Source organism: Ruegeria sp. BF10 (assembly GCF_056538725.1).
This window is the reverse complement of sequence record NZ_JBQFTR010000004.1, coordinates 65,325-88,921: the sequence shown is the minus strand read 5'-3', so window position 1 is coordinate 88,921 and position 23,597 is coordinate 65,325. Positions and strand designations below refer to the sequence as shown.

The window sequence follows — 23,597 nt, the reverse complement described above, 5'->3', positions numbered from 1 at the left end:
CACGCCGATGATGGCGCAATACCTGGAAATCAAAGAGGCCCACGCGGATGCCCTGCTGTTTTACCGCATGGGCGATTTCTATGAGATGTTTTTTGAAGACGCCGTCAACGCCGCCGAGGCGCTGGACATCGCCCTGACAAAACGTGGCAAGCACAATGGCGAAGACATTCCGATGTGCGGAGTGCCGGTGCATTCCGCCGAGGGCTACCTGCTGACGCTGATCCGCAAGGGCTTTCGCGTGGCTGTCTGCGAGCAGATGGAAAGCCCGGCCGAGGCCAAGAAAAGAGGCTCTAAATCAGTCGTAAAGCGTGATGTCGTGCGCCTTGTCACCCCCGGCACCCTGACCGAAGACGCGCTGTTGGAAGCCCGCCGCCACAACTTTCTGGCCGCCTATGCCGAAGTCCGGGATGAGGCCGCGCTGGCCTGGGCCGACATTTCGACCGGGGCGTTCCACGTGATGCCGCTGACCTCGGTCCGGCTGAGCCCCGAGCTGGCCCGACTGGCGCCGTCGGAACTGATCGTGGCTGATGGCATGCAAGACAAACTGAACGAGCCGGTCCGTGACTTGGGTATTTCCATCACCCCGGTCGGGCGGGCCAGTTTTGACAGCACGGCGGCTGAAAAACGCATCTGCGGGTTGTTTCACGTGGGTGCGCTGGATGCTTTCGGAAGCTTTGGACGCGCCGAAGTGTCCGCGATGGGCGCGCTGATCGACTATCTGGAGATCACACAGAAGGGTAAACTGCCCCTGTTGCAAACGCCACTGAAGGAATCCGAAGACCGCGTTGTACAGATCGACGCTGCAACGCGCCGCAATCTGGAGCTGACCCGGTCCCTGGCTGGCGGGCGTGCCGGTTCACTGCTTTCGGTAGTCGATCGAACCGTGACCCCGGGCGGTGCGCGTTTGCTTGAGCAACGCCTGTCCAGCCCCTCACGCAATCTGGATGTCATTCACGCCCGACTGGACGCGGTGAGCTTTGCGGCCGAATACAGTCTTGTCGCGTCAGACCTGCGTGAAGCATTGCGGAAAACGCCGGATCTGGACCGCGCCCTGTCTCGCCTGTCGCTGGACCGAGGCGGCCCGCGCGATCTGGCCGCCATCCGCAACGGGCTGGCGCAGGCGCAGGCAATTGCCGAGATCTGCGAAGGTCAGGACCTGCCCGTGCTGCTGGCGACTGCGGTGCAGAACCTCGTGGGCTTTGACGATCTGCTCGACCTCCTGGATCAGGCGCTGGTCGCCGACCCGCCGCTGCTGGCGCGCGATGGCGGCTTCATCGCGCCGGGTTTCGACGCCGAACTGGACGAGGCCCGCACCCTGCGCGACGAAGGCCGCTCGGTCATTGCCGGGTTTCAGCAGAAATATGCGGAACATACCGGCATCGCTTCGTTGAAGATCAAGCACAACAACGTTTTGGGCTATTTCATCGAAACCACGGCCACCCACGCCGAGAAGATGCTGAACCCGCCCTTTTCCGAGACCTATATCCACCGTCAGACCACCGCCAACCAGGTGCGCTTCACCACGGTTGAACTCAGCGAGATCGAAACCCGCATCCTGAATGCCGGCAACCTGGCATTGGAAATCGAAAAGCGGCTCTATCAAAGGCTTTCTGATGAGATTCTGGCGCAAGCCGCCCGCATCAATCAGGCTGCGCGCGGGCTGGCCGAGCTGGACCTGACCACCGCGCTGGCCGATCTGGCGCGGGGAGAGAACTGGTGCCGCCCACAGGTGGACGGCTCGCGCGCCTTTGATATCGTCGCGGGCCGCCACCCGGTGGTGGAGCACGCGCTGCGCCAGCAGTCCGGTGATGCCTTCATCGCCAATGACTGCGACCTCAGCGCCGAGGACGGCGCCGCCATCTGGCTGCTGACCGGCCCGAACATGGCCGGTAAATCGACCTTCCTGCGCCAGAATGCGCTGATCTCCCTGTTGGCCCAGATGGGCAGCTACGTCCCGGCCGAGCAGGCTCATATCGGCGTGGTCAGCCAGCTTTTCAGCCGCGTGGGCGCCTCTGACGATCTGGCGCGGGGCCGGTCGACATTCATGGTCGAGATGGTCGAAACCGCCGCCATCCTCAACCAGGCCGATGACCGGGCGCTGGTGATCCTCGACGAAATCGGGCGTGGCACCGCCACCTATGACGGCCTGTCCATCGCCTGGGCCACGCTGGAACATCTGCACGGCGCCAACCGCTGCCGTGCGCTGTTCGCCACCCATTACCACGAGCTGACCGCGCTGGCCGGCAAGCTGGAGGGCGTCGAAAACGCCACTGTCGCGGTCAAGGAATGGGACGGCGAGGTGATATTCCTGCACGAGGTCCACAAGGGCGCCGCCGACCGCTCCTATGGCGTGCAGGTCGCGCAATTGGCCGGGCTGCCCGCATCCGTGGTCGAGCGCGCCCGTGTGGTACTGAACCAGCTGGAGAAGACCGAGCGCGAGGGCGGCAAACAAAAGGCGTTGATCGATGATCTGCCGCTGTTTTCCGCCGCACCACCCCCGCCGCCGCCGGTCCCGAAAGCATCGCCCGTCACCGATATGCTGGACCAGATCCTGCCGGACGACCTGACCCCGCGCGAAGCCCTCGATCTGATCTACAAACTGAAAGAGGCGGCCAGATCCTGACCGCCCCTTCATCTTTTCCCAAATACTCTCGCCGAAGGCCGTGCCCTTGGGCGCGTATCAGCTTGCCGGGGTTGACGACACGCCCACCTGTGCCGGGCGCAGCAGACGATCGTGCAACATGAACCCTTCGGCGGACACCTGAATGATGTCTCCTGCCTTGGTTCCGGGAACAGGTGCCTCGAACATGGCCTCATGCACGTTCGGATCAAACCGGTCGCCCACTTCGGGTGTGATCACTTCGATTCCGTGCTTCTGGAACACGTCCTTCAAAGCGCGCATGGTCAATTCGACGCCTTCCAGCAAACCAGCAGCCACTTCTTTTTGCTCATCCGTCGCAGCTTCAAGGGCGCGCTTCATGTTGTCATAGACGGGCAGCATATCGCGGGCCAGCTTGGACCCGCCATACTGTTCCGCATCGCGGCGCGCCTTGTCGCTGCGCTTGCGCATGTTTTCGGCATCCGCCAGCGCGCGCATGAACTTGTCTTTATAGTCATCCCGTTCGGCCCGCAGCGCGTCCAGTTCCAGTTCTTCTTCGCTGATATCCATCAGCTCTTCGGCCAGCTCTTCGGCCTCGGCGGTTGCGATATCGTCCAGAAAATCTTCGTTCTTCGGCTCTGCCATCTTTTACCCTCTAGCTCCGGTCGGATATCAGCTTGCCGACCAGTTGCGCCGTATAATCCACGATCGGTACGATCCGCCCATAATTCAGACGGGTGGGTCCGATAACCCCAACCGCACCGATTATCTTTCGATCAGCGTTCATATAAGGAGACACCACCAAAGAGGAACCCGAAAGTGAGAAAAGTTTGTTCTCAGACCCGATAAAAATGCGCACACCCTCGCCTTCTTCGGTCAATTCAAGGAATTCGGCGATGTCTCGCTTGCGTTCAAGGTCATCGAACAGGGTGCGGATGCGGTCAAGTTCCTCGGCCTGACCGGGTTCGTTCAAAAGATTCGCGCGCCCGCGCACGATCAATCGGGCCGAGTCGCTTCCGTCTCCGTCCCAAACGGCCATTCCGCTTTCGACCATCTCACGCGCCAGGGTGTCGATTTCCTGCTTACGCGCATCGATCTGAGTCTGCATCTGCCGCCGCACTTCGCTGAGTGTCCGCCCCTCGATAAGTGCGTTCAGGAAATTCGCGGCCTCGCGCATTGAACTGGGCGTTTGCCCGGGCGGCGGCGTGAACAGCCGGTTTTCCACATGTCCGTCCGAGAAAACCAAAACCACCAAAGCCCGGTCATGGCCCAGAGAAACAAATTCGATATGCTTGATTTCCGATTCATGCTTGGGCGTCAGAACCAGCGAAGCCCCTTGTGTCACGTTTGACAAGGCAGACCCGACACGGTCCAGCATTCCACCAACATCACCCGTGTTAGAGCCTAGTGTCTGTTCCAGTTTCTGCCGGTCATCTGCACCCAGGTCGCCGACCTCAAGCAATCCGTCCACAAACATTCTCAGACCTTGCTGCGTCGGGATTCGACCGGCGCTGACATGGGGGCTGTCCAGAAGGCCCAGAAACTCCAGATCCTGCATCACATTGCGGACAGTTGCGGCGCTGACTTTTTCGGACAACGTACGTGTCAAAGTACGGCTGCCGACGGGCTCTCCGCTTTCCAGATAGCTCTCGACAATCAGCCGGAACACTTCTCGTGACCGGTCGTTCATCTCGTCCAGTATCTTGCTCGCTTCGCTCATCCGTGTTCCCCTGCTCGCTTGTCATTAAATAGCAGGCAAATGAAAGGTCAATCGGGGTTGCATCGTAACGCTGCGGGGCGTTATCCCCAACCCAGCAAACAAAGGAATTCCGATGCGACCCTCTGGAAGAGATTTAAGTGAAATGCGCGCCGTTTCAATCGAGACGGGAGTCACGAAACATGCCGAAGGTTCCTGCCTGATCAAAATGGGCGACACGCATGTTTTGTGCACCGCCACGATCGAAGATCGCGTGCCGCCGTTTATCAAGGGCTCGGGCCTGGGATGGGTCACAGCCGAATACGGCATGTTGCCCCGCGCCACCAATACGCGGATGCGGCGCGAGGCGGCCGCGGGCAAACAGGGGGGTCGTACGGTCGAAATCCAGCGCCTGATCGGCCGCGCCCTGCGTGCCGGCGTTGATCGGGTTGCTCTGGGTGAGCGTCAGATCACCGTGGACTGTGATGTGATCCAGGCCGATGGCGGCACCCGCTGCGCCTCGATCACCGGCGGCTGGGTCGCGCTGCGGCTGGCGGTGAACAAGTTGATGAAGGCCGGCGATGTGATCTCGGACCCGCTGGTTGATCCGGTCGCGGCCGTGTCCTGTGGTATTTATGCAGGTCAGCCGGTGCTGGACCTTGATTACCCCGAAGACAGCGAAGCGGGCGTAGATGGCAACTTCATCATGACCGGATCCGGCAAACTGATCGAAGTACAGATGAGCGCCGAAGGCTCGGTCTTCAGCCGCGCCCAAATGGATCAACTGATGGATCTGGCGGAAAAAGGCGTGTCGGAACTGGCGGCCGCGCAAAAGGCCGCCACCGCATGACCCGCAAGTTCGACGGCGACAGATTGCTGGTCGCCACCCACAACAAAGGCAAGCTCGAGGAGATGGCGCATCTGCTCGAGCCCTTCGGCGTGACAGTCGTCGGTGCCGGCGAACTGAACCTGCCAGAACCCGAAGAGACCGAGGACACCTTTGTCGGCAATGCGCGGATCAAGGCCCATGCGGCCGCCAAAGCCACCGGCCTGCCCGCTTTGTCGGACGATTCAGGGATCACGATCGATGCGCTGAACGGCGCACCGGGTGTTTACACCGCCGATTGGGCAGAAACCGGCAACGGGCGCGATTTTCTGATGGCCATGACCCGCGCCCATGATGAGCTCGAAGCAAAAAACGCGCCGCATCCGCGCACGGCCCAATTCCGCTGCACACTGGTTCTGGCCTGGCCCGACGGGCACGACGAAGTGTTCGAAGGCGTCGCGCCCGGTCATCTGGTCTGGCCGATTCGTGGCAAGGACGGGTTCGGCTATGACCCGATGTTTGTCCCCGAAGGATATGACATTACCTTTGCCGAAATGGATCGCTGGGAAAAGAACAAGATCAGCCATCGCGGTCGCGCGGTGGAAATGTTCGTGAAAGGCTGCTTTGGCGGATGATTGGCGCAACGGGGGCTTTGGCCTGTACGTGCATTGGCCCTTTTGCGAGGCCAAGTGCCCCTATTGCGACTTCAACAGCCATGTTTCCAAAAATATTGATCAAAAACAATGGCTTGACTCCTATCTATCCGAGCTTCACCGATCTGCTGCCGAAACGCCCGACCGGGTTCTGAACACGATCTTCTTTGGCGGCGGCACCCCGTCATTGATGGCGCCCGAGACCGTGGCCGCCGTGATCGACACCGCCCGCGCCCTTTGGCGGCCCGCCAATGACATGGAAGTCACCCTCGAGGCCAATCCCGGTTCGGTCGAGGCCGGACGGTTCGCCGCCTATCGCGATGCGGGCGTGAACCGGGTTTCGATGGGCATTCAGGCGATGAATGACGAAGATCTCAGGCGACTGGGCCGCATCCACACCGTGGCAGAAGCACGCGCCGCCTTTGACATCGCCCGCACCTGTTTCGACCGGGTCAGCTTTGACCTGATCTATGCGCGCCAACACCAGACGCTGGACGCCTGGCGTACAGAACTGACCGAAGCGCTGTCGATGGCCATAGATCACCTGTCGCTCTATCAATTGACGATCGAAGACGGGACGGCCTTTGGGGATCGGTATGCCCTAGGTAAGTTACGCGGCCTGCCCGAAGATGACAGTGCCGCCGACATGTATCTGGTCACTCAGGAAATATGCGAAGCACATGGCTTGCCGGCCTATGAAGTTTCGAACCATGCACGCCCGGGCGCAGAATCGCAGCACAACCTGATATACTGGCGGTACGGCGATTATGTCGGCATCGGCCCCGGTGCCCATGGGAGGATTACCCTGAATGGTCAGAAATACGCGACCGAAACGCATCTGAACCCCCAGCGTTGGCTTGATGCCGCCAATCAAGGCAATGGTGAAAAGAACCGCAGCGCGTTGCCACTTGAAGATCAGGCAAATGAATACCTTATGATGGGTATGAGAATTGCTGAGGGGCTAGATATAGATAGGTGGCAAGCCCTCTCTGGCCGCCCTCTTCCCTCTGAGGCCATAGATCACCTGACCGACATCAACATGGTTCGGCACAGCAACGGGCGTCTCATCGCCACATCAGACGGGCGCGCCGTATTGAACGCAGTCATCCGGGAGCTGTTGGACTGAGCATGCAGTATCTTTGGGCCGGGCTGGGATTGCTTTGTGTTGCCATGGCGGCTGTTGGGGTTGTCCTGCCCCTTCTTCCAACGGTGCCTTTTCTTCTGCTTGCCGCGTTTTTCTTCGCCCGCTCATCCTCGCGGCTGCACAATTGGCTTGTGACCCATAACCTTTTTGGGCCATTGATTCTTGATTGGCAAAGCTCCGGTGCCATTCGCCCGGTCGCAAAAAGGGCGGCAACCGTCTCGATCGCCGCCGTTTTCGGACTCTCTGTTTTGCTGTCAGCACCGCCTTTTGTGTTGATCATTCAGGCGGTTGTGCTGGGCGGCGTCATGATCTTTATCTGGTCACGGCCTAACGGCTGAGCTTGGCGCACAAGTCGTCCAACTGATCCAGGTTTTCGTAGGTCAGAACAACTTGCCCTGTTTCCGTTCCGGCCTTGTGATTGATCGACACTTTCATCGCCAGGATCGCAGACAGGTCTTTTTCCAACGCACGTGTGTCTGCATCCTTTCCAGCATCCAGATTTCTGGCGCGAGGTGCAGAGCGCTCGGCACTGCCTTGTTGCTGTTTTTTGACCAAAGCCTCGGTCGCGCGCACCGACAAGCCATCCTTGACAATCTGTTTCGCAAGTTCCGACGGATTTTCCGCCGTAATCAGTGCCCTTGCGTGGCCCGCGGATAATTTACCTTCAATAACAAAAGTTTGCACGTCCAACGGCAAGGACAGAAGCCGCAAAAGATTTGCGATATGGCTTCGGCTTTTACCCAGGGCCTCGGCGAGCTTTTCCTGTGTGTGACCAAACCGGTCCATCAACTGCTTGTAGCCGGCGGCCTCTTCCACAGCGTTCAGATCCGCGCGTTGGATGTTTTCGATAATCGCAACTTCCAACACTTCCGTATCATCGAAATCACGTACAATCACCGGGATATCATGCAGCTGCGCCATCTGCGCCGCGCGCCAACGGCGTTCCCCCGCGACGATTTCATATTCGTCGGAACCCGTCGCGCGAACGATCAACGGCTGAATGATGCCTTTTTCCTTAACCGACGCTGCCAGCTCGTCCAACTGCTCGGGCATGAATGTCCGGCGCGGCTGGTTGGGGTTGGCTTTCAGTTTTTCAATCGGGACTTTCAGATCAGGTCTGCGTGCATCCGTTGGAATCCGACCTTCCGATTCAGGATTCACATCCGCCATTAGGGCAGACAGGCCCCGCCCCAAACCTCTGGACTTTGCTTTCTTGGCGCTCATGTCGCCCTCCTCGTTCCCGCTTAGGCAGCGGTCTTATTGTTCTTGTGCATGATCTCGCGAGCAAGATGCCGATAGGCCATGGCCCCAAGCGAGCCCGAATCATATTGCAAAACAGGCAGCGCATATGACGGCGCTTCGCTGACCCGCACATTTCTTGGTATCTTGGTTTTAAAAACCATCTCACCCAGATTGTCACGCGCATCCTTTTCAACCTGGCGGGACAAGTTGTTGCGGTTGTCATACATGGTCAACACAACACCTTCGATTCTCAGATCTGGATTCGCCGTTTGACGAACCTCTCGAATCGTCAGCATCAATTGCGACAGGCCTTCAAGGGCAAAGAATTCGCTCTGCAACGGCACAAGCACCGAATGCGAAGCGACCATTGCATTCACGGTCAGCAAATTTAAGGACGGCGGGCAGTCGATAAGCACGAAATCCAGTTCAAACGCGTCTATGGCTGTCTGCCGCAAAGCATCATGCAAAAGATAGCTGCGTTTTTCGTTTGAGATCAGTTCGATATCGGCGGAACTCAGATCAACGGTGGCCGGGACAACGAAAAGACCTTCAATTTCAGTCTCCTGAACAACGGCTTCCAATGGCGCGTCGTCGAGGATCAGATCATAAGTTGTCCAGTCTCGATCTTCGACACCCAAACCTGTCGAAGCGTTCCCCTGTGGATCGAGATCAACCACCAGAACTCTGCAACCGGCCTCTGCCAATCCAGCGGCAAGATTGATAGCTGTGGTTGTTTTCCCGACCCCACCCTTCTGATTGGCAACAGCAATTATCCGAGGCCCTGAAGGTCGAGACAAATCAACCACGTGATACTCCATTTATCTTAAGGATAACGGCTTGAGGTTCAGTTAAACTTGTAATCGCCTCAGCCTCGAAATTCCATTCCTCACGTGCGTCTTCCAGCTCTTTTTTCCAATTTGCGCCTTTGGGCAACAACGCTGTCCCGTCGGTGCGTAAATGCCTGTCACAAAAGGACAACAAGGTGCGCAAGTCAGCCAGTGCTCGGGCGGAAACTATGCTAGCAGCCAAAGGATCAACCGATTCAATCCGTTTTGAAGTCACCGCGCATTTTATGCCGCATTCCCGCGCAACGCTGCGTAAGAAAGCCGATTTCCGCTGGTCGCTCTCGATCATATTGAATGCGGCGCCTGGGTTTTCTTCCGCAGCGATGATGGCGCAGACCATACCAGGGAATCCGCCGCCACTTCCCAGGTCCGCCCAGGTGTCAAAACTGTCAGCGCACCGATAGACTTGCACGGAATCCAGAATATGCCGGTCCCAGATATTCTCCAAGCTGTTCCGCGACACGAGGTTGATCTTAGGATTCCAACGTTTCACCAGATCAACATAGGTTACAAGGCGCTCGAATGTTTCACGTGAAACATTCAGGTCCTCAAACTTCGAATAATCAACCATCATGCTTGGCGAGCTCTTTGATCCCGGCGCAGTTTTGCCAGAACAAGCGTCAGCGCTGCGGGCGTGACCCCCTCAACACGGCTTGCCTGAGCGATATTTGCGGGTTTGGCTTGCGACAGCTTCTGTTTCATCTCCGAAGACAGGCCGTCCAAAGCAAAATAGTCGAACTCATGGGGGATGACATAGGATTCATCCCGTTTCATTGCTTCGACGTCCCGCTTTTGTCTGGCAATGTAATTGGCATACAAGGCGTCCCGCTCGATCTGGAGGCGGATTTTTGGATCAACGTCTTGTAAATCAGGAACAAGGGGCAACAAATCTTCAAACGAGGTATCGGGGAATGCCAGAATTGCCATCCCATCCCTACGGTTTCCATCCTGATTAACGTTTATACCAGCGGCAAGAACTTCCTTGGGCGTATAAGTCCGTTCCGTCAGCTTTGACTTCACACTCTCAAGTTGGCGCATTTTTTCTTCGAACTGAACTTTACGCTCCTGTCCGACACACCCCAATTCCAAACCAAGCGGTGTCAGCCGTTGGTCGGCATTGTCGGCGCGCAGGGATAGCCGGAATTCCGCGCGTGACGTGAACATGCGGTAAGGTTCGGCAACTCCTCGAGTTGTCAAATCATCGATCATCACGCCAATATAACTGTCGGATCGCGTAAAATGGATGGGTTCCCGCCCTTGGGTCTCCAACGCCGCATTGAGGCCGGCCACCATGCCCTGAGCCGCAGCTTCCTCATATCCTGTGGTTCCATTTATCTGACCCGCTAGATATAGTCCGGGAACAGCTGGCAAGGACAAAGAAGCGCTCAGGACGCGCGGATCAACATAGTCGTATTCGATCGCATATCCCGGTTGCAGAATCTCTGCATTCTCCAGACCCTTAATCGATCGCACATAGTCCAGCTGAACGTCTTGCGGCAATGACGTCGATATACCGTTCGGATAGATCGTGTGATCATTGACCCCTTCGGGCTCGAGAAAGATTTGATGCGATTCCTTGTCCGCGAAGCGTACGATCTTGTCTTCGATCGAGGGGCAATAACGCGGGCCTACCCCATCGATGTGACCACCATACATGGCAGATTTCGAAAGATTCGCCGCAATGATCTCATGTGTTCGCGCATTTGTATGCGTAATTCCGCAAGAAATCTGGGGCGCGACAACGGTTTTCGACATGAAAGAAAACAGGGTTGGCTCATCGTCGCCGTCCTGCCTTTCAAGATCGGACCAATCAATGCTTCGTCCATCCAGACGCGGCGGCGTGCCGGTTTTCAATCGCCCCATGGGAAGATCGTATCCATCCAACCGCTCGGCCAGCTTGATGGAAGGCCGATCCCCCATTCTCCCACCTGGGCGAGACACGTCACCGATATGGATGACGCCCCTTAGAAACGTACCAGACGTCAGGATAACGGCGCGCGCTGAAATTTCTGATCCATCGGAAAGAACAACACCTGCAACCTTTTCGCCGTTCATCAGGAAATCGACAACCTCTCCGACAACGACGGACAGGTTATCCTGTTTCTCCGTTACCTGTTGCATGGCATGACGATAAAGGGCGCGATCCGCCTGCGCTCTCGGCCCCTGAACGGCGGGCCCTTTTCGACGGTTCAACAAACGAAACTGAATGCCCGCCTGATCCGCCACGCGCCCCATGACGCCATCCAAAGCGTCAATCTCACGCACAAGATGGCCTTTCCCCAAACCACCAATCGCCGGATTGCAGGACATGACGCCAATGTCGGCTGCAGACAGCGTTACCAGCGCAGTTGTTGCGCCCATTCTGGCTGATGCATGAGCAGCCTCGGTTCCGGCGTGACCTGCGCCGATGACGATGACATCAAACTTCGAATGTTTCACGTGAAACACTCCTTATTTTCCCAAACAGAAGCTGGAGAAGATTTCATCCAACAGAGTTTCCACGTCTATTCTGCCCACCAGGGATTCAAGGGCGCGAATGGCGGTTCTCAGCTCCTCTGCCGCTATATCATACAGGTCTGGGCCTGATTCCAGAACCGAGATTGCAGATTTGAGTGAGTCCAATGCTCTGGTGATTGCAATGCGGTGACGTTCCCGAGTTGCAATACCATGGGTAGTAGTTCGTTGACTCAGCACACACGATATCTGGTCTACTAGCGCATCTATTCCCTGACCTGTTTTCCCTGACACACCCTTCCCCTCGATCCCCCGAAGGTCTGCTTTGGGCAAAACATGTATATCATCTTCCCGCATCTCCACCCCCAGGTCCTTCGGCGTTTCAGACAGGAAAACGCGAAGATCGGCAGCCTCCGCTCTGCTGCGCGCAAGCTCGATGCCCAGGTTTTCGACATGATCTTCGGTCTGTCGCAACCCCGCCGTATCCAGCAAGGTCACCGGTAGACCAGCCAGATCCATGCGAACTTCGATCACATCACGCGTGGTCCCGGCATATTCCGAAGTAATGGCCGCCTCACGGCCTGCCAATGCATTCAAAAGAGTGGATTTTCCCGCATTTGGAAGGCCGACGATCGCAACCTCGAACCCTGTACGTATTCGCTCGGCAATCTTGACGCCATCTGCTTCACGATGAAGGTCCGACATGACACCTTGGATCAGCGCGCGTACTTCCGGCGTCACATCGGTTGGAACTTCTTCATCAGCAAAGTCGATGACAGCCTCCAACAGGGACGCAGCCCGTATCAGATCCCGACGCCACCGTTCGGCCAATGTGCCCAGCTCGCCCGCCAGAATGGTCTGCGCCTGCTTACGTTGTGCTTCCGTTTCTGCATCAATTAGATCGGCAAGGCCTTCAACCTGAGTCAGGTCCATCTTGCCGTTTTCCAGTGCCCGGCGTGTGAACTCACCCGGTTCAGCGATGCGCAATCCTTCCGTATCCGACAGGCAACGCAGCACGGCGTTGACCGAGGCGGTGCTTCCATGAATCTGAAGCTCGGCCACGTCCTCACCGGTAAAGCTCGCCGGGGCCTGGAAGGTCAAGATCAATCCGTCGTCCAAACGTGCTCCGCCATGATCGGTCAGAGTGCGCAGGACCATGCCACGCTTTGGCAGCGCACCACCCGTCAGGCGCGCCGCTGCTGAATGGGAGTCCGGACCCGAGAGGCGGATGACCGCCACCCCGGCTTTGCCCTGCGCGCTGGCCAAGGCGAATATCGTATCCATTCGAAGGCCTCGCTAGAGTTAAAGACCAGTGTCAGGTGTTCATGGAATCGAAGAATTCGCTGTTTGTCTTTGTCTGCTTCAACTTGGACAGCAAGAACTCGATTGCGTCGGTCGTGCCCATCGGGTTGAGGATACGCCGCAGAACGAAGGTCTTGGCCAGGTCGCCCTTGTCGACCAGCAGGTCCTCTTTCCGGGTGCCGGATTTGAGGATGTCGATGGCCGGGAACACACGCTTGTCTGCGATCTTGCGATCCAGAACGATTTCCGAGTTACCCGTACCTTTGAATTCTTCGAAGATGACTTCGTCCATCCGGCTGCCGGTATCAATCAGTGCGGTTGCGATGATGGTCAGCGATCCGCCTTCCTCGATGTTCCGCGCCGCACCAAAGAACCGCTTGGGCCGTTGCAGGGCGTTTGCGTCCACACCACCGGTCAGAACCTTGCCCGAGGATGGGACCACGGTGTTAAAGGCCCTACCAAGTCTTGTGATCGAGTCGAGAAGAATAACAACATCTCGTTTGTGTTCGACCAGACGCTTGGCTTTTTCGATGACCATTTCCGACACGGCAACGTGACGCGACGCCGGTTCGTCGAAGGTCGAGGACACCACCTCGCCCTTCACGGAACGCTGCATGTCCGTCACCTCTTCGGGGCGTTCGTCGATCAGCAGCACGATCAGGTAGCATTCCGGATGGTTGCGTTCGATCGAATGCGCGATGTTTTGCAGGATCACCGTCTTACCGGTGCGCGGCGGCGCCACGATCAACGACCGCTGGCCCTTGCCGATCGGCGCGACCAGGTCGATCACGCGGGCGGACTTGTCCTTGATGGTCGGATCCTCGATCTCCATCTTCAGCCGCTCATCCGGGTAGAGCGGCGTCAGGTTGTCGAACAGGATCTTGTGCTTGGCCTTTTCCGGATCTTCGAAGTTGATCTTGGTCACCTTCGTCAGCGCGAAATAGCGCTCATTCTCATCCGGAGCCTTGATCTCGCCTTCGACGGTATCCCCTGTCCGCAACGAGTGCTGGCGGATCATCTCGGGTGAGACATAGATGTCATCCGGGCCGGGCAGATAGTTCGCCTCGGGCGAGCGCAGGAAACCGAAACCGTCCTGAAGCACTTCAAGCACGCCATCGCCACCGACGGTCCAGCCCTCATCCGCGCGTTCACGCAGAATCTGGAACATCATCTCGCCCTTACGCATGGTCGAGGCGTTTTCGATCTCCAGTTCTTCGGCCATCGCCAGAAGGTCTTTGGGGCTTTTGGCTTTCAGATCAGCAAGATTCAGGGATTCGGTTGTCATGATATATACCTTCACCGCTCACAGCGCGGCACGAAGTGGAATTTCAGTATGGAAGATACGCCGCCCGGACGGGCGTGTTGATCCCTACATAAGCGCAGTGCGGTTCGGAGTCAAACAGGCCCTCAGAACTTCAGAACGACCGCCAGAACGATGGCAACCATCAAAACGGTCGGGACCTCGTTCATCATGCGAAACTGCCGCCCAGTGAGCTTGTTTCGCCCTTCCAGGAAATCCTTGCGTCGCGCCATCAACCAGTGATGAAACCATGTCATGCCGATCACGGCGGCGCCCTTGACCCAGGGCCAGCTCCATTCCCACCCCACGATGCCCGGCGTAAACACCATGATCAAACCACAGACCCACGCTACGATCATCGCCGGGCCCATGATCACACGCAGCAGCTTTTCTTCCATTTCAAAGAAAATTTCCTGTGCGCCATCGACGGCCTGAGCTTTTTCAACGTGATAGACAAACAGCCTGGGCAGATAGAACAGGCCTGCCATCCAGGAAATCACCGCCATGATATGAAGTGACTTCACCCACGGATACAGTGTGAAAAGAAGATCGGTCATTTCGGCTCCGGGCGTTGTTCGGAACCCTCCCTAATAAAAAAATAAGAAAAGAAAAAGGATGATGGTTTTGTAGGGTGAGCAAAATCCGTGGATTACTTTTTTACACAAGCGTTTTCCCCAGGTGGACAGATCACGGAATTCTTTAGGTGATTCTGTTGGTGGATATTTTAAACATTTAAAATCAATGGTTTATTCTCATCCTTCCTTGTTTCACTTGGGGATAACTGGTAGGAGAATTCGGGATATCGAGGTTTTCCAGAGAAACTGACTTATCCTTGTCCGGACGGGATGGGATTTGAGCGACTCGGGGATCTCTGGCGCGAAATCCACGGGGTTGCGTGTCAACCGGAAACCCATACAAAGCATCCCTGAACTCTCAATGATTTGCGCACGGGGTTTTCCACATGTCTGTCCCCATTCTTCTTGCTTCCGGGTCCGCCATTCGCGCGCAGCTGCTTGAAAATGCAGGCGTACCGTTTGTGGTTCAAACCGCGCGCGTGGATGAAGAGACGGCCAAACGCGCCCTGCTGGCTGAAAACGCATCTCCACGGGACATTGCCGATACACTCGCAGAAATGAAGGCACGGAAGGTCAGCGACAAAAACCCCGGTGCCATGGTCCTGGGATGTGATCAGGTACTGGACTTTGACGGTCAGCTGATGTCAAAGCCGGAAACCCCCGAACAGGCGTTGGCCCAGCTGAAAGCCATGCGAGGCAAGCGGCACATGCTTTTGTCCGCGGCCGTGATCTATCAGAATGGAGAGCCGATCTGGCGGCATGTAGGGCAGGTGCGGTTGCGGATGCGGGCCAGTTCCGACGCCTATCTGAAAGACTATGTGGCGCGAAACTGGGACAGTATCCGGCATGCCGTCGGAGCCTACAAGCTGGAGGAAGAAGGTGTCCGCCTGTTCGCCACCATTGACGGCGACTATTTTAACGTTTTGGGTATGCCCCTGTTGGAGCTGCTCAACTTTCTGGCTGTCAAAGGGGTAATCGATCAATGACGGACTATCGGGTTCCTTTGGCCGGTGTGATTGGACATCCCATTGGTCACTCACGATCCCCCAAACTGCATGGTCATTGGCTGAAGACATACGGTCTTGCCGGTCATTACATCCCGATGGATGTGGCACCCGCCGATCTGGAAGCCGTGCTGCGCACCCTGCCCAAGGCGGGTTTCGTCGGCGCCAATGTGACCGTTCCCCACAAGGAAGCCGCCTTGAAGATCGCGGATCATGCGTCTGACCGTGCGACGGTGATAGGTGCGGCGAACACTCTGGTCTTTCGTGAAGATGGCTCGATCCACGCGGATAACACTGACGGGTACGGGTTCATGGAGAATCTTCGCACCGGTGCACCGGACTGGAATGCAAAGGACGGGCCGGCTGTTGTCTTCGGGGCCGGAGGGGCCGCGCGCGCCGTGTTGCAGGCATTGTCTGACGCGGGTGTCCCGGAAATCCTGCTGACCAACCGAACCCGCGCCCGTGCGGATCATCTGAAAGAGGAATTCGGCCAACGTATCCGCGTGGTGGATTGGGTTCAGGCCGGAAATGTCATCGAAAACGCAGAGCTCGTGGTGAACACCACCTCGTTGGGCATGCAGGGTCAACCGGAATTGCGGGTTCCACTCGATGGGTTGCAGCCCGGTGCCGTGGTAACGGATCTGGTTTATGCACCTTTGAAAACCCGCCTGTTGCAAACCGCAGAACAGGCAGGATGCACCGCAGTCGATGGGCTGGGCATGTTGTTGCACCAGGCGGTACCCGGTTTCGAACGCTGGTTCGGTGTGCGCCCCGAAGTTGATGCTGATGCGCGTGCGGCGGCCTTGGCATGAGTTTCGCGCTTGGCCTGACCGGTTCCATCGGCATGGGGAAAAGCACAACGGCGCAGATGTTCGTCGAAGAAGGCTGTGCCCTGTGGGATGCGGATGCGGCGGTGCATCGTCTGTATTCCAGGGGGGGCGCGGCTGTTGGCCCCATGGAACGACTGTTTCCGGCGGCCATACAGGACGGTGCGGTCAACCGGGAGGCACTGAAACAGATTATTGCCGCCGATCCCGCTGCGCTGAAGGCCATCGAAGCCATCGTTCACCCTCTGGTCGCTGCTGACCGCGCAGCATATCGTGAAACCGCGACACACGACATCCTGGTGTTCGATATTCCGCTTTTGTTTGAAACGGGCGGTGACGCGGCGATGGACGCGGTGGCGTGTGTTTCGATCCCGGCCGACGAGCAAAAGCGGCGTGTCATGGAACGGGGCACAATGACCGAGGCGCAGTTCGAGCAAATCCGCGCCAAGCAGATGCCGAATGAAGAAAAATGCGCGCGGTCGGATTACGTCATCGTGACCGACACTCTGGACCACGCCCGCGCGCAGGTGCAGGATGTGGTCAGGCAGATACGGGCGGGGATGGCAGATGCGTGAAATTGTACTCGACACCGAAACCACGGGTTTCGATCCCGAAAGCGGTGATCGGATCGTGGAAATCGGCGCCGTCGAACTGTGGAACCACGTCGCAACGGGTGAGACGTATCACGTTTACATCAACCCCGAACGTTCGATGCCGGAAGAGGCATTTGGCGTGCATGGCATCGGCCCGGACCTGTTGGAAAACCCGCGTCCGCCGGAAAAAGGCGAAGTGACGCTGAAAGACAAACCGGTTTTCGCCAAGATCGGACACGCTTTTCGCGAATTCGTCGGCGATGCGCGGCTGGTGATCCACAATGCATCTTTCGACATGAAGTTCCTGAATGCCGAACTGAAATGGATGGGTGCCCCGCTCATCCCGATGGAACAGGCGCTGGATACGCTGGCGATTGCGCGCAAACGGTTTCCCGGTTCGCCGGCTTCACTGGATGCGCTTTGCCGCCGCTTCAATATCGACAACTCGAACCGTGTTCTGCACGGCGCGTTGCTCGACTCTGAAATTCTGGCCGAGGTTTATCTTGAGCTGATCGGAGGACGACAGCCCGATTTTGGACTGTCAACATCTGCATCATCCGTGGCAGGCGGCGGCGATGATTGGCGACCGGCACCACGAGCCACGCCGCTGCCGTCTCGTATTACCGAGGATGAACGCGCGGCACATGACGCGTTCATCGAAAAACTGGGCGACAATGCCCTGTGGACCCGCACCTGATCCCGTCAGGTACGGGCCAAAACCTCAGGCGTCTGTCTTTTGGGACTGTTCGGCCTGACGACGCATCAATTCGTTGCGATACAGGGCGACGAAATCGATATTGTCCAGATTCACCGGTGGGAAACCGCCGTCACGGGTGATGTCGCTGACGATGCGGCGCAGGAACGGGAACAGCATCCGCGGGCATTCGATCATCAGGAACGGGTGCAGCTGGTCTTCCGGCACACCTTCCACGTGGAACAGGCCGCAATAGTCCAGCTCACATAGGAACAGAACGTCTTCCAAACCTTTGGCTTTGGATGTCAGGTTCAGCTTGATCGACACTTCGAACTGGTGGTCTGCCGGGCGTTTCTTGGCGTCCAGATTCACCTGAACCGCGATTTCGGGCTGTACGTCACCGGAAACACCCTTCTGGGCCATCACGTTTTCAAAGGACATGTCGCGGATGAACTGCCCCAGAACACGCATCTGAACTTGCGGGGCGGCTTTGGCCGCAGTGTTTTCTGCAGCTTTTTCTTCGGCCATGGATCTACTCCAAAAATGAAATTCGCCACTGCTTATCAAGTTGGGCGCGGCACCTCAATGCCGGTGGGGGCCTTCCACCCATTTAGACGGCTTTGACGGATCATTTTTCGGGCGGACCTCGGTAAAGTCGCCGTCTATGATGTCACCCTGATCGAACGGATTTTCCCGTGACCGAAAACCGGGGCCCTGACCCATCTGAAACTGGGTAACGGTGACTTTCGATCTGAGGTACCTGAAAACCGCAACCCGTACGCCCGGAACAAGCAAGGCAAATCCAATGGCATCAGTGAAAAATCCCGGTGTAAGCAACAAAGCACCCGACAACAGGATCATCGCACCATGCGCCAGCGGCTCGGTCGGGTCGTCCAGTTCGGCAAACGACCGTTGCAGGTTTCCCAACGCCATGCGACCTTGTGTCCGCACCAAAACAGTGCCCAAAACCGCCGTCAGTACTACGATGGCAAGGGTTGGCCACAAGCCGATCAACCCGCCAACCTGAATAAACAGCGCAATCTCGATGATGGGCACCAACAAAAATGCCAAGAACAGATACATTTGCGTTATCCTTTCCCTTAGGCCGGGCTGTGGACTTGCCACCTACGGTCACCTACATAGTGGCATGAGGCCGCGTATACAAAGCCGCGGTTCTGAAAAGAGGATGAAATGAACGAACCCATGATCCAGTTGCTGGTCCTGGCCGGAATTGCCGTTTTCCTGATCCTGCGCCTCAAGAGCGTATTGGGCACGCGTGAAGGTTTTGAAAAACCGCCTGTGCAGCAGCAGCCCGAAGCGCATAAGTCGCGCCGCGATTTCGAAGTGATCGAAGGCGGCCCGGATCATGACATCACAGACCATGTCCCGGAAGACAGCGAGCTGGCACAGACGCTGGCGGCGATGAAACGCGTTGAACCCAGTTTTTCCGTCACCGAGTTTGTTCAGGGTGCGCGCGGTGCCTATGAAATGATCCTGATGGGGTATGAAAAGGGAAACCTGGACGAGATCCAACCGTTCCTGTCGGAAGAAGTTTTTGAATCCTTCGTTGCGGGCGTCGCCGCACGAGAAGATCAGGGCCTGACGATCGAGGCCGAGTTTATCGGTGTCCGAGAGACGACCCTGACGGATGTGAAGTTCGACAAGGATACCAATCAGGCCGAAATCACCGTGAAATTCGTGGGTGAACTGACATCGGTCGTGCGGGATCGCGGTGGCGATATCGTCGAAGGCAGCCCCAATACCGTGAAACGCCAAAAGGACAGCTGGACCTTTGCCCGTGTGATGGGCAAGGACGATCCGAACTGGCTGCTTGTTGCCACGGACGCATGATTGCCACGCTCCGGTCGCTTTTACTGGTGGGTGCAATGACCGCTGCCAGCGCTGCCGGGGCCGAGGCAACGCGATCCATTCTGTCGTTCGATGATCTGCATGGCTGGGCCGAGGATGACCACGGTGCAGCCCTTTCGGTTTTTTTGAACACCTGCGGTGATCTGAAAGATCCCGATTGGCGGGCCCTGTGCGGTGTGGCAAGAACCTATGATGCCGAAGCGGCACGGTCGTTCTTTGAGCTCTTTTTTCGCCCTGTTCTGGTCGAGGATGGTGAGGATGCCCTGTTCACGGGGTATTTCGAACCCGAACTTGATGGTGCGCGTACCCGGACGGATCGTTTCAGGTACCCCATCTACAAAATGCCGCCCGAGGCCCGCGCTGAGGGGGCCTGGCTGAGCCGGCGAGAAATCCTGACCAGTGATGTAATGCAGGGCCGCGGGCTTGAGATTGCCTGGGTCGATGACCCCGTAGAGTTGTTTTTCTTGCAAATCCAGGGTTCGGGTCGTGTTCGATTGCCGGATGGGGGGGCTTTGCGCGTCGGGTATGGTGGTGCGAACGGGCATCCCTACAGGTCAATTGGCGTGGAACTGGTGCGGCGCGGTATTCTTGGCGCGCATGAGGTCAGCGCGCAGATGATCCGCGCCTGGGTGCGCAAGAACCCCGAGGCCGGTGCGGAATTGCTGCTCCACAACCCCTCATACGTGTTTTTCCGCGAAGTTTCACGTGTCGCGCCCGAGCTTGGACCGCTGGGTGCCATGAACCGATCCATAACGACCATGCGCAGCATCGCGGTCGATCCGGCCTATACGCCGCTGGGTGCGCCGGTTTGGGTGGAAAAGGACGGCAAGGAATCGATCCGCCGCCTGATGATCGCGCAGGATACAGGTGCGGCCATCAAAGGCGCGCAACGGGCTGATATCTTTTTCGGAACGGGGGACGAAGCCGGTCAGGCCGCGGGCAAGCTGAAGGATCCGGGCCGGATGGTGCTGTTGCTGCCCATCCAGCGTGCCTATGCCCTGCTGCCGGATGAATTCTGATGACCCGGCGCAAACTGACAAACGAAGAGATCGAGCTGTGGCGCAAGGTCGCCAAACAGGCCGAGAGGCTGCACCCGGAAATCCCGCAGACGGTCCATCCGACCTCTTTGCCGAAACCCAAGCCCAAGAAAACCCCGAAACCGCGTTTTCAGGCATTCGAACTTGGACAGACCTTTCAGTCGAAACCGAAACCGAATGATCTGAAACCTTCGGTGACGGATGCGCTGCGCAATGCACCGGTTCAGATGGACAACAAGGCCTTTGGCCGGATGAAGCGCGGCAAGCTGAAGCCCGAAGGCAAGCTGGATCTGCACGGTATGCGGGTCGCTTCGGCCCATCCGGCGCTGATCCGATTTATCCTGAGCGCGCAGGCACAGGGAAAGCGTCTGGTTTTGGTCGTGACCGGCAAAGGCAAGGATCGGGACGAGCCCGGTCCGATTCCGACGCCGCGTGGTGTTCTGCGAAATCAGGTTCCTCACTGGTTGTCGATCCCACCGCTGGCCCAGGCGGTGTTGCAGGTCACGCCGGCTCATATAAGCCACGGCGGAGACGGGGCGTATTACGTATATCTCAGGCGCGCGCGCTAAAGGTCGCGGCGCGCGCGGGAAATACCGACCCAAACCAAGGCGCATACCAGCACGAAAAACAGGCCTATCCAGAAAAACTGAATGCTCAGCGGGATACCAAGGTCAATCAGAATGCCGGTCAAACCAGGGCCGATGGCTGACCCCAGTACCATGACAGCCGCAGCCAACGCCTTTATGGCGCCGATATGCCGGGTCCCATAGAATTCTGCCCAGAACGCACTGGGCAAAGTGCTGTTTGCTCCGACCGTCAGGCCAAGAAACACCAACCCAACCGTCGCGCCGCTGATTGATTCAGTCATGCCCAAAACCACGAACCCAACCGCCATCGGAAGTTGATAGTATGGCATGATGCGCGCAGTGCCCCATTTGTCCAATGCCCAGCCCGCAGCAAACATCGACAGCAGCGATACTCCGGTAAAGATCGGGAACAGAGCGACCAGTTGAATATGCTGCCAGCCTTTGACCTCAGCGAAATAGACCTGATGGAAGAAAAACGCGGTAATGAATGCCGATGGCGCAAGCACGGCGGGCACCATGAACCAGAACAAGGGGTCAAACAGCGCGTCGCGACGGCTCCAATGGCGACCCTGCATCCCAATGGCAGAGGATTTGCTGGCAAGGCTTTGCGGTGTTCGTTCCTCGCGCAACAGTCGCATCAACACGGGAATTCCCAAGGCGGTCATCCCCGCCGCGACGACCCACAGCCAACGCCAGTCCATGTAAACCATGGCCGCAACAAAGATCAGGGGCAGCAAGGCCTCACCGATGGCATAGCCGATGGATGCAATGGAAAGCGCCTTGCCCCGCGTGACCGTGAACCACCGCGCCATGGCGACCGCGGCCAGATGCGTGCTCATCCCCTGACCGAGAAGGCGCAGCAGAAAAATCACCACCGGCAACAGTAGCAGCCAGGTATTCAGCGCCATGGCAAGGGCGGCCAGGGTCAACCCGGTCAGAACCACCGGACCCAGCACCCGGACGCGAAAGATGTCCGTTAGCCCTCCGGCCCAGATCATCACGATGGCCGACAGGGTTGTGCCCAATGTGTACAGCCCACCCCATGCACCGTGGCCGAGACCGAATTCCGCGCGGATCTCACCGGCAAAGATCGAGATGAAGAAGGTCTGCCCGAAGCTGGACAAAAACGTCAGAAGAACGCCGGCGCCAAGCCAGGTGGCATTGTCCAGAAGATACTGACGCAGCTTGAACCGCGTCACGGAGAGCTGACCTGTGCCTGCCCGGTTTCCGTCAGAACAATTTCAGTAGCACCATCTGGATTGCGTTCGGTAGGTGGCACCAGAATATCGATGGCCGGTCGGTCTTCCCGCCCGAAGGTATTGTTGACACGCCGCAACGAGTTGAGGATCGACAACAAAGCCGGGGAGGTCGCGGCAACGAAATGAGAGGATGCCGCGTCGCTGTTGAAAGCGGTCGTGTCGATCACACTGATCGGAAATTCCTTGAGTGAGTCGATCGAACTGATGTTCCCCAATCGCTGGCCCTCATCAGTGCCACGCAAGCGGCCCGAGATGTTCAGTATCTTGTCCTTTTGGGACACCATTACGATGAACGGATCGGGTGGGTTGTCGATACGTTTCATCTGCGAGCGAAACAGATCGAGATCCAGATCGGGCGAGATTAGCACGACCCCATCGATGTTTCGGTTGGCCCAGCCGGGTTCTTGCAGTTCGGTTTGTCGCATCATTTCCATCGCCAACGCACCGCCCATGGAATGCGCGACCAGAATAACGCGTTTGACACCCATGGCTTTCAACTCGCGGATGGTCTGTTCCAACCCGTCGCGGGCGAACAGCATACTGTCCAGATCATAGGCGTATCCATATCCCGTCGCACGGCTTGGCCACGAATACACCAGCGTTGATCCAGGGAGGCCGATGTCATGTGTCAGCTGCGCCGCTCGGAAGATCGTTTCGGTCTGGGTCGAATTGTAGCCGTGCACGAAGATCGTGACGTCATCCTGTCCTCGCAGGTGCTTGTGCAGCCCCTGCGGTCCATCCAACTCGGTCACATCAGCCAGAACGAACTCTTTCTGTGGATTCGGATTCGCGTAGGAGAAGCGGAGCGTACCCGGCGTATGCGTCGGTGGAATCGAAACAGTCGTTTCCAGAAACTTGAGCGTTTCACCGCGTCGGAATCCATAAGATCCGTCAGCCTCACGCGCGCGGGTCGTGCTTGTGAAGATGGTTTCGGGTGTGCCGACATTCATGGCACTTGGCACGACCTCGGACACCGTCCGGTCAACACAGGCGCCGAGCGAAAGAGATACGAGCAGAATGATGAAATAGCGCAGCACGGGCCAACCCTCTGGGTGAATTGTGGACACGCTATCCTATTCTTGCCTAACGTC

At 57.6% G+C, this 23,597-nt stretch carries 25 protein-coding genes; 12 read left to right on the top strand and 13 right to left on the bottom strand.

What is annotated here, in order from left to right:
- Positions 1 to 7 precede the first annotated feature (7 nt).
- The gene (mutS, locus tag ACR0DJ_RS15505) at positions 8 to 2,623 is read left to right on the top strand and encodes a DNA mismatch repair protein MutS (protein ID WP_480685728.1); all 2,616 of its coding nucleotides are present in this window, start codon (positions 8 to 10) and stop codon (positions 2,621 to 2,623) included.
- Positions 2,624 to 2,680: 57 nt separating this feature from the next.
- Here the strand turns inward: mutS and ACR0DJ_RS15500 are convergent, their stop codons facing one another.
- Together ACR0DJ_RS15500 and hrcA are read right to left on the bottom strand one after the other, a co-directional pair.
- Positions 2,681 to 3,244 carry a nucleotide exchange factor GrpE gene (locus tag ACR0DJ_RS15500; protein ID WP_171116719.1) on the bottom strand — a complete coding sequence of 188 codons (564 nt, stop codon included), beginning with the start codon at positions 3,242 to 3,244 and terminating at the stop codon, positions 2,681 to 2,683.
- Between the two features lie 10 nt (positions 3,245 to 3,254).
- Positions 3,255 to 4,319: a heat-inducible transcriptional repressor HrcA gene (gene hrcA, locus ACR0DJ_RS15495; protein WP_152459604.1), complete on the bottom strand. Its 1,065-nt coding sequence runs from the start codon at positions 4,317 to 4,319 to the stop codon at positions 3,255 to 3,257.
- Positions 4,320 to 4,431: 112 nt separating this feature from the next.
- Between hrcA and rph the strand changes: the two genes are divergently transcribed.
- Genes rph through ACR0DJ_RS15475 form a run of 4 tightly spaced genes read left to right on the top strand, consistent with a single transcriptional unit; the run spans position 4,432 to position 7,256 of the window.
- Positions 4,432 to 5,145 carry a ribonuclease PH gene (gene rph, locus ACR0DJ_RS15490; protein WP_425079459.1) on the top strand — a complete coding sequence of 238 codons (714 nt, stop codon included), beginning with the start codon at positions 4,432 to 4,434 and terminating at the stop codon, positions 5,143 to 5,145.
- Complete coding sequence (gene rdgB, locus ACR0DJ_RS15485; RefSeq protein ID WP_257599691.1) at positions 5,142 to 5,756, top strand: RdgB/HAM1 family non-canonical purine NTP pyrophosphatase; 615 nt, start codon at positions 5,142 to 5,144, stop codon at positions 5,754 to 5,756. Before rph ends, rdgB begins: the two co-directional genes overlap by 4 nt.
- On the top strand, positions 5,746 to 6,900 hold the full coding sequence (gene hemW, locus ACR0DJ_RS15480) for a radical SAM family heme chaperone HemW (protein ID WP_480685540.1): 1,155 nt from the start codon (positions 5,746 to 5,748) through the stop codon (positions 6,898 to 6,900). Before rdgB ends, hemW begins: the two co-directional genes overlap by 11 nt.
- A gap of 2 nt (positions 6,901 to 6,902) precedes the next feature.
- Entirely contained in the window at positions 6,903 to 7,256 is a 354-nt protein-coding gene (locus tag ACR0DJ_RS15475) for a YbaN family protein (RefSeq protein ID WP_170345838.1), read from the top strand.
- Here the strand turns inward: ACR0DJ_RS15475 and ACR0DJ_RS15470 are convergent.
- From ACR0DJ_RS15470 to ACR0DJ_RS15440, 7 genes are all read right to left on the bottom strand, one after another.
- Positions 7,246 to 8,142, bottom strand: coding sequence for a ParB/RepB/Spo0J family partition protein (locus tag ACR0DJ_RS15470; RefSeq protein ID WP_170345840.1), 897 nt, complete (start codon positions 8,140 to 8,142; stop codon positions 7,246 to 7,248). The genes ACR0DJ_RS15475 and ACR0DJ_RS15470 overlap by 11 nt on opposite strands.
- A 20-nt stretch (positions 8,143 to 8,162) precedes the next feature.
- Complete coding sequence (locus tag ACR0DJ_RS15465) at positions 8,163 to 8,966, bottom strand: ParA family protein (RefSeq protein WP_306977794.1); 804 nt, start codon at positions 8,964 to 8,966, stop codon at positions 8,163 to 8,165.
- The gene (gene rsmG / locus ACR0DJ_RS15460; RefSeq protein ID WP_480685727.1) at positions 8,959 to 9,576 is read right to left on the bottom strand and encodes a 16S rRNA (guanine(527)-N(7))-methyltransferase RsmG; all 618 of its coding nucleotides are present in this window, start codon (positions 9,574 to 9,576) and stop codon (positions 8,959 to 8,961) included. The genes ACR0DJ_RS15465 and rsmG overlap by 8 nt, the downstream gene beginning before the upstream one ends.
- Complete coding sequence (gene mnmG / locus ACR0DJ_RS15455) at positions 9,576 to 11,444, bottom strand: tRNA uridine-5-carboxymethylaminomethyl(34) synthesis enzyme MnmG (protein WP_425079464.1); 1,869 nt, start codon at positions 11,442 to 11,444, stop codon at positions 9,576 to 9,578. The genes rsmG and mnmG overlap by 1 nt, the downstream gene beginning before the upstream one ends.
- A 12-nt stretch (positions 11,445 to 11,456) precedes the next feature.
- Entirely contained in the window at positions 11,457 to 12,743 is a 1,287-nt protein-coding gene (gene mnmE, locus ACR0DJ_RS15450; protein ID WP_480685539.1) for a tRNA uridine-5-carboxymethylaminomethyl(34) synthesis GTPase MnmE, read from the bottom strand.
- A gap of 31 nt (positions 12,744 to 12,774) precedes the next feature.
- Complete coding sequence (gene rho / locus ACR0DJ_RS15445) at positions 12,775 to 14,046, bottom strand: transcription termination factor Rho (RefSeq protein ID WP_170345848.1); 1,272 nt, start codon at positions 14,044 to 14,046, stop codon at positions 12,775 to 12,777.
- A gap of 122 nt (positions 14,047 to 14,168) precedes the next feature.
- Entirely contained in the window at positions 14,169 to 14,618 is a 450-nt protein-coding gene (locus ACR0DJ_RS15440) for a CopD family protein (RefSeq protein WP_170345850.1), read from the bottom strand.
- A gap of 404 nt (positions 14,619 to 15,022) precedes the next feature.
- On the opposite strand from ACR0DJ_RS15440, the gene ACR0DJ_RS15435 reads away from it, so the two are divergent.
- Genes ACR0DJ_RS15435 through dnaQ form a run of 4 tightly spaced genes read left to right on the top strand, consistent with a single transcriptional unit; the run spans position 15,023 to position 17,757 of the window.
- Complete coding sequence (locus ACR0DJ_RS15435) at positions 15,023 to 15,622, top strand: Maf family protein (protein ID WP_170345851.1); 600 nt, start codon at positions 15,023 to 15,025, stop codon at positions 15,620 to 15,622.
- On the top strand, positions 15,619 to 16,452 hold the full coding sequence (locus ACR0DJ_RS15430; RefSeq protein WP_171330670.1) for a shikimate dehydrogenase: 834 nt from the start codon (positions 15,619 to 15,621) through the stop codon (positions 16,450 to 16,452). Before ACR0DJ_RS15435 ends, ACR0DJ_RS15430 begins: the two co-directional genes overlap by 4 nt.
- Positions 16,449 to 17,042, top strand: a complete 594-nt coding sequence (gene coaE, locus ACR0DJ_RS15425) for a dephospho-CoA kinase (protein ID WP_425079466.1) — start codon at positions 16,449 to 16,451, stop codon at positions 17,040 to 17,042. The genes ACR0DJ_RS15430 and coaE overlap by 4 nt, the downstream gene beginning before the upstream one ends.
- The gene (dnaQ, locus tag ACR0DJ_RS15420; protein WP_152459619.1) at positions 17,035 to 17,757 is read left to right on the top strand and encodes a DNA polymerase III subunit epsilon; all 723 of its coding nucleotides are present in this window, start codon (positions 17,035 to 17,037) and stop codon (positions 17,755 to 17,757) included. The genes coaE and dnaQ overlap by 8 nt, the downstream gene beginning before the upstream one ends.
- 24 nt (positions 17,758 to 17,781) lie before the next feature.
- Here the strand turns inward: dnaQ and secB are convergent, their stop codons facing one another.
- On the bottom strand, positions 17,782 to 18,282 hold the full coding sequence (gene secB, locus ACR0DJ_RS15415) for a protein-export chaperone SecB (RefSeq protein ID WP_152459620.1): 501 nt from the start codon (positions 18,280 to 18,282) through the stop codon (positions 17,782 to 17,784).
- 54 nt (positions 18,283 to 18,336) lie between these two features.
- Entirely contained in the window at positions 18,337 to 18,837 is a 501-nt protein-coding gene (locus ACR0DJ_RS15410; protein WP_170345859.1) for an FxsA family protein, read from the bottom strand.
- Positions 18,838 to 18,945: 108 nt separating this feature from the next.
- On the opposite strand from ACR0DJ_RS15410, the gene ACR0DJ_RS15405 reads away from it, so the two are divergent.
- The 3 genes from ACR0DJ_RS15405 to ACR0DJ_RS15395 are packed head-to-tail and all read left to right on the top strand — an operon-like array spanning position 18,946 to position 21,229.
- A complete protein-coding gene (locus ACR0DJ_RS15405) occupies positions 18,946 to 19,605 on the top strand; it encodes a Tim44/TimA family putative adaptor protein (RefSeq protein WP_480685537.1) in 660 nt (219 codons plus the stop codon).
- On the top strand, positions 19,602 to 20,642 hold the full coding sequence (mltA, locus tag ACR0DJ_RS15400; RefSeq protein WP_170345863.1) for a murein transglycosylase A: 1,041 nt from the start codon (positions 19,602 to 19,604) through the stop codon (positions 20,640 to 20,642). The genes ACR0DJ_RS15405 and mltA overlap by 4 nt, the downstream gene beginning before the upstream one ends.
- On the top strand, positions 20,642 to 21,229 hold the full coding sequence (locus ACR0DJ_RS15395) for a Smr/MutS family protein (RefSeq protein ID WP_170345865.1): 588 nt from the start codon (positions 20,642 to 20,644) through the stop codon (positions 21,227 to 21,229). Before mltA ends, ACR0DJ_RS15395 begins: the two co-directional genes overlap by 1 nt.
- On the opposite strand, the gene ACR0DJ_RS15390 is transcribed toward ACR0DJ_RS15395, so the two are convergent.
- Together ACR0DJ_RS15390 and ACR0DJ_RS15385 are read right to left on the bottom strand one after the other, a co-directional pair.
- Positions 21,226 to 22,446 carry an MFS transporter gene (locus ACR0DJ_RS15390; RefSeq protein ID WP_480685535.1) on the bottom strand — a complete coding sequence of 407 codons (1,221 nt, stop codon included), beginning with the start codon at positions 22,444 to 22,446 and terminating at the stop codon, positions 21,226 to 21,228. The genes ACR0DJ_RS15395 and ACR0DJ_RS15390 overlap by 4 nt on opposite strands.
- A complete protein-coding gene (locus ACR0DJ_RS15385; protein ID WP_480685534.1) occupies positions 22,443 to 23,573 on the bottom strand; it encodes an alpha/beta hydrolase in 1,131 nt (376 codons plus the stop codon). Before ACR0DJ_RS15385 ends, ACR0DJ_RS15390 begins: the two co-directional genes overlap by 4 nt.
- Positions 23,574 to 23,597: the final 24 nt, after the last annotated feature.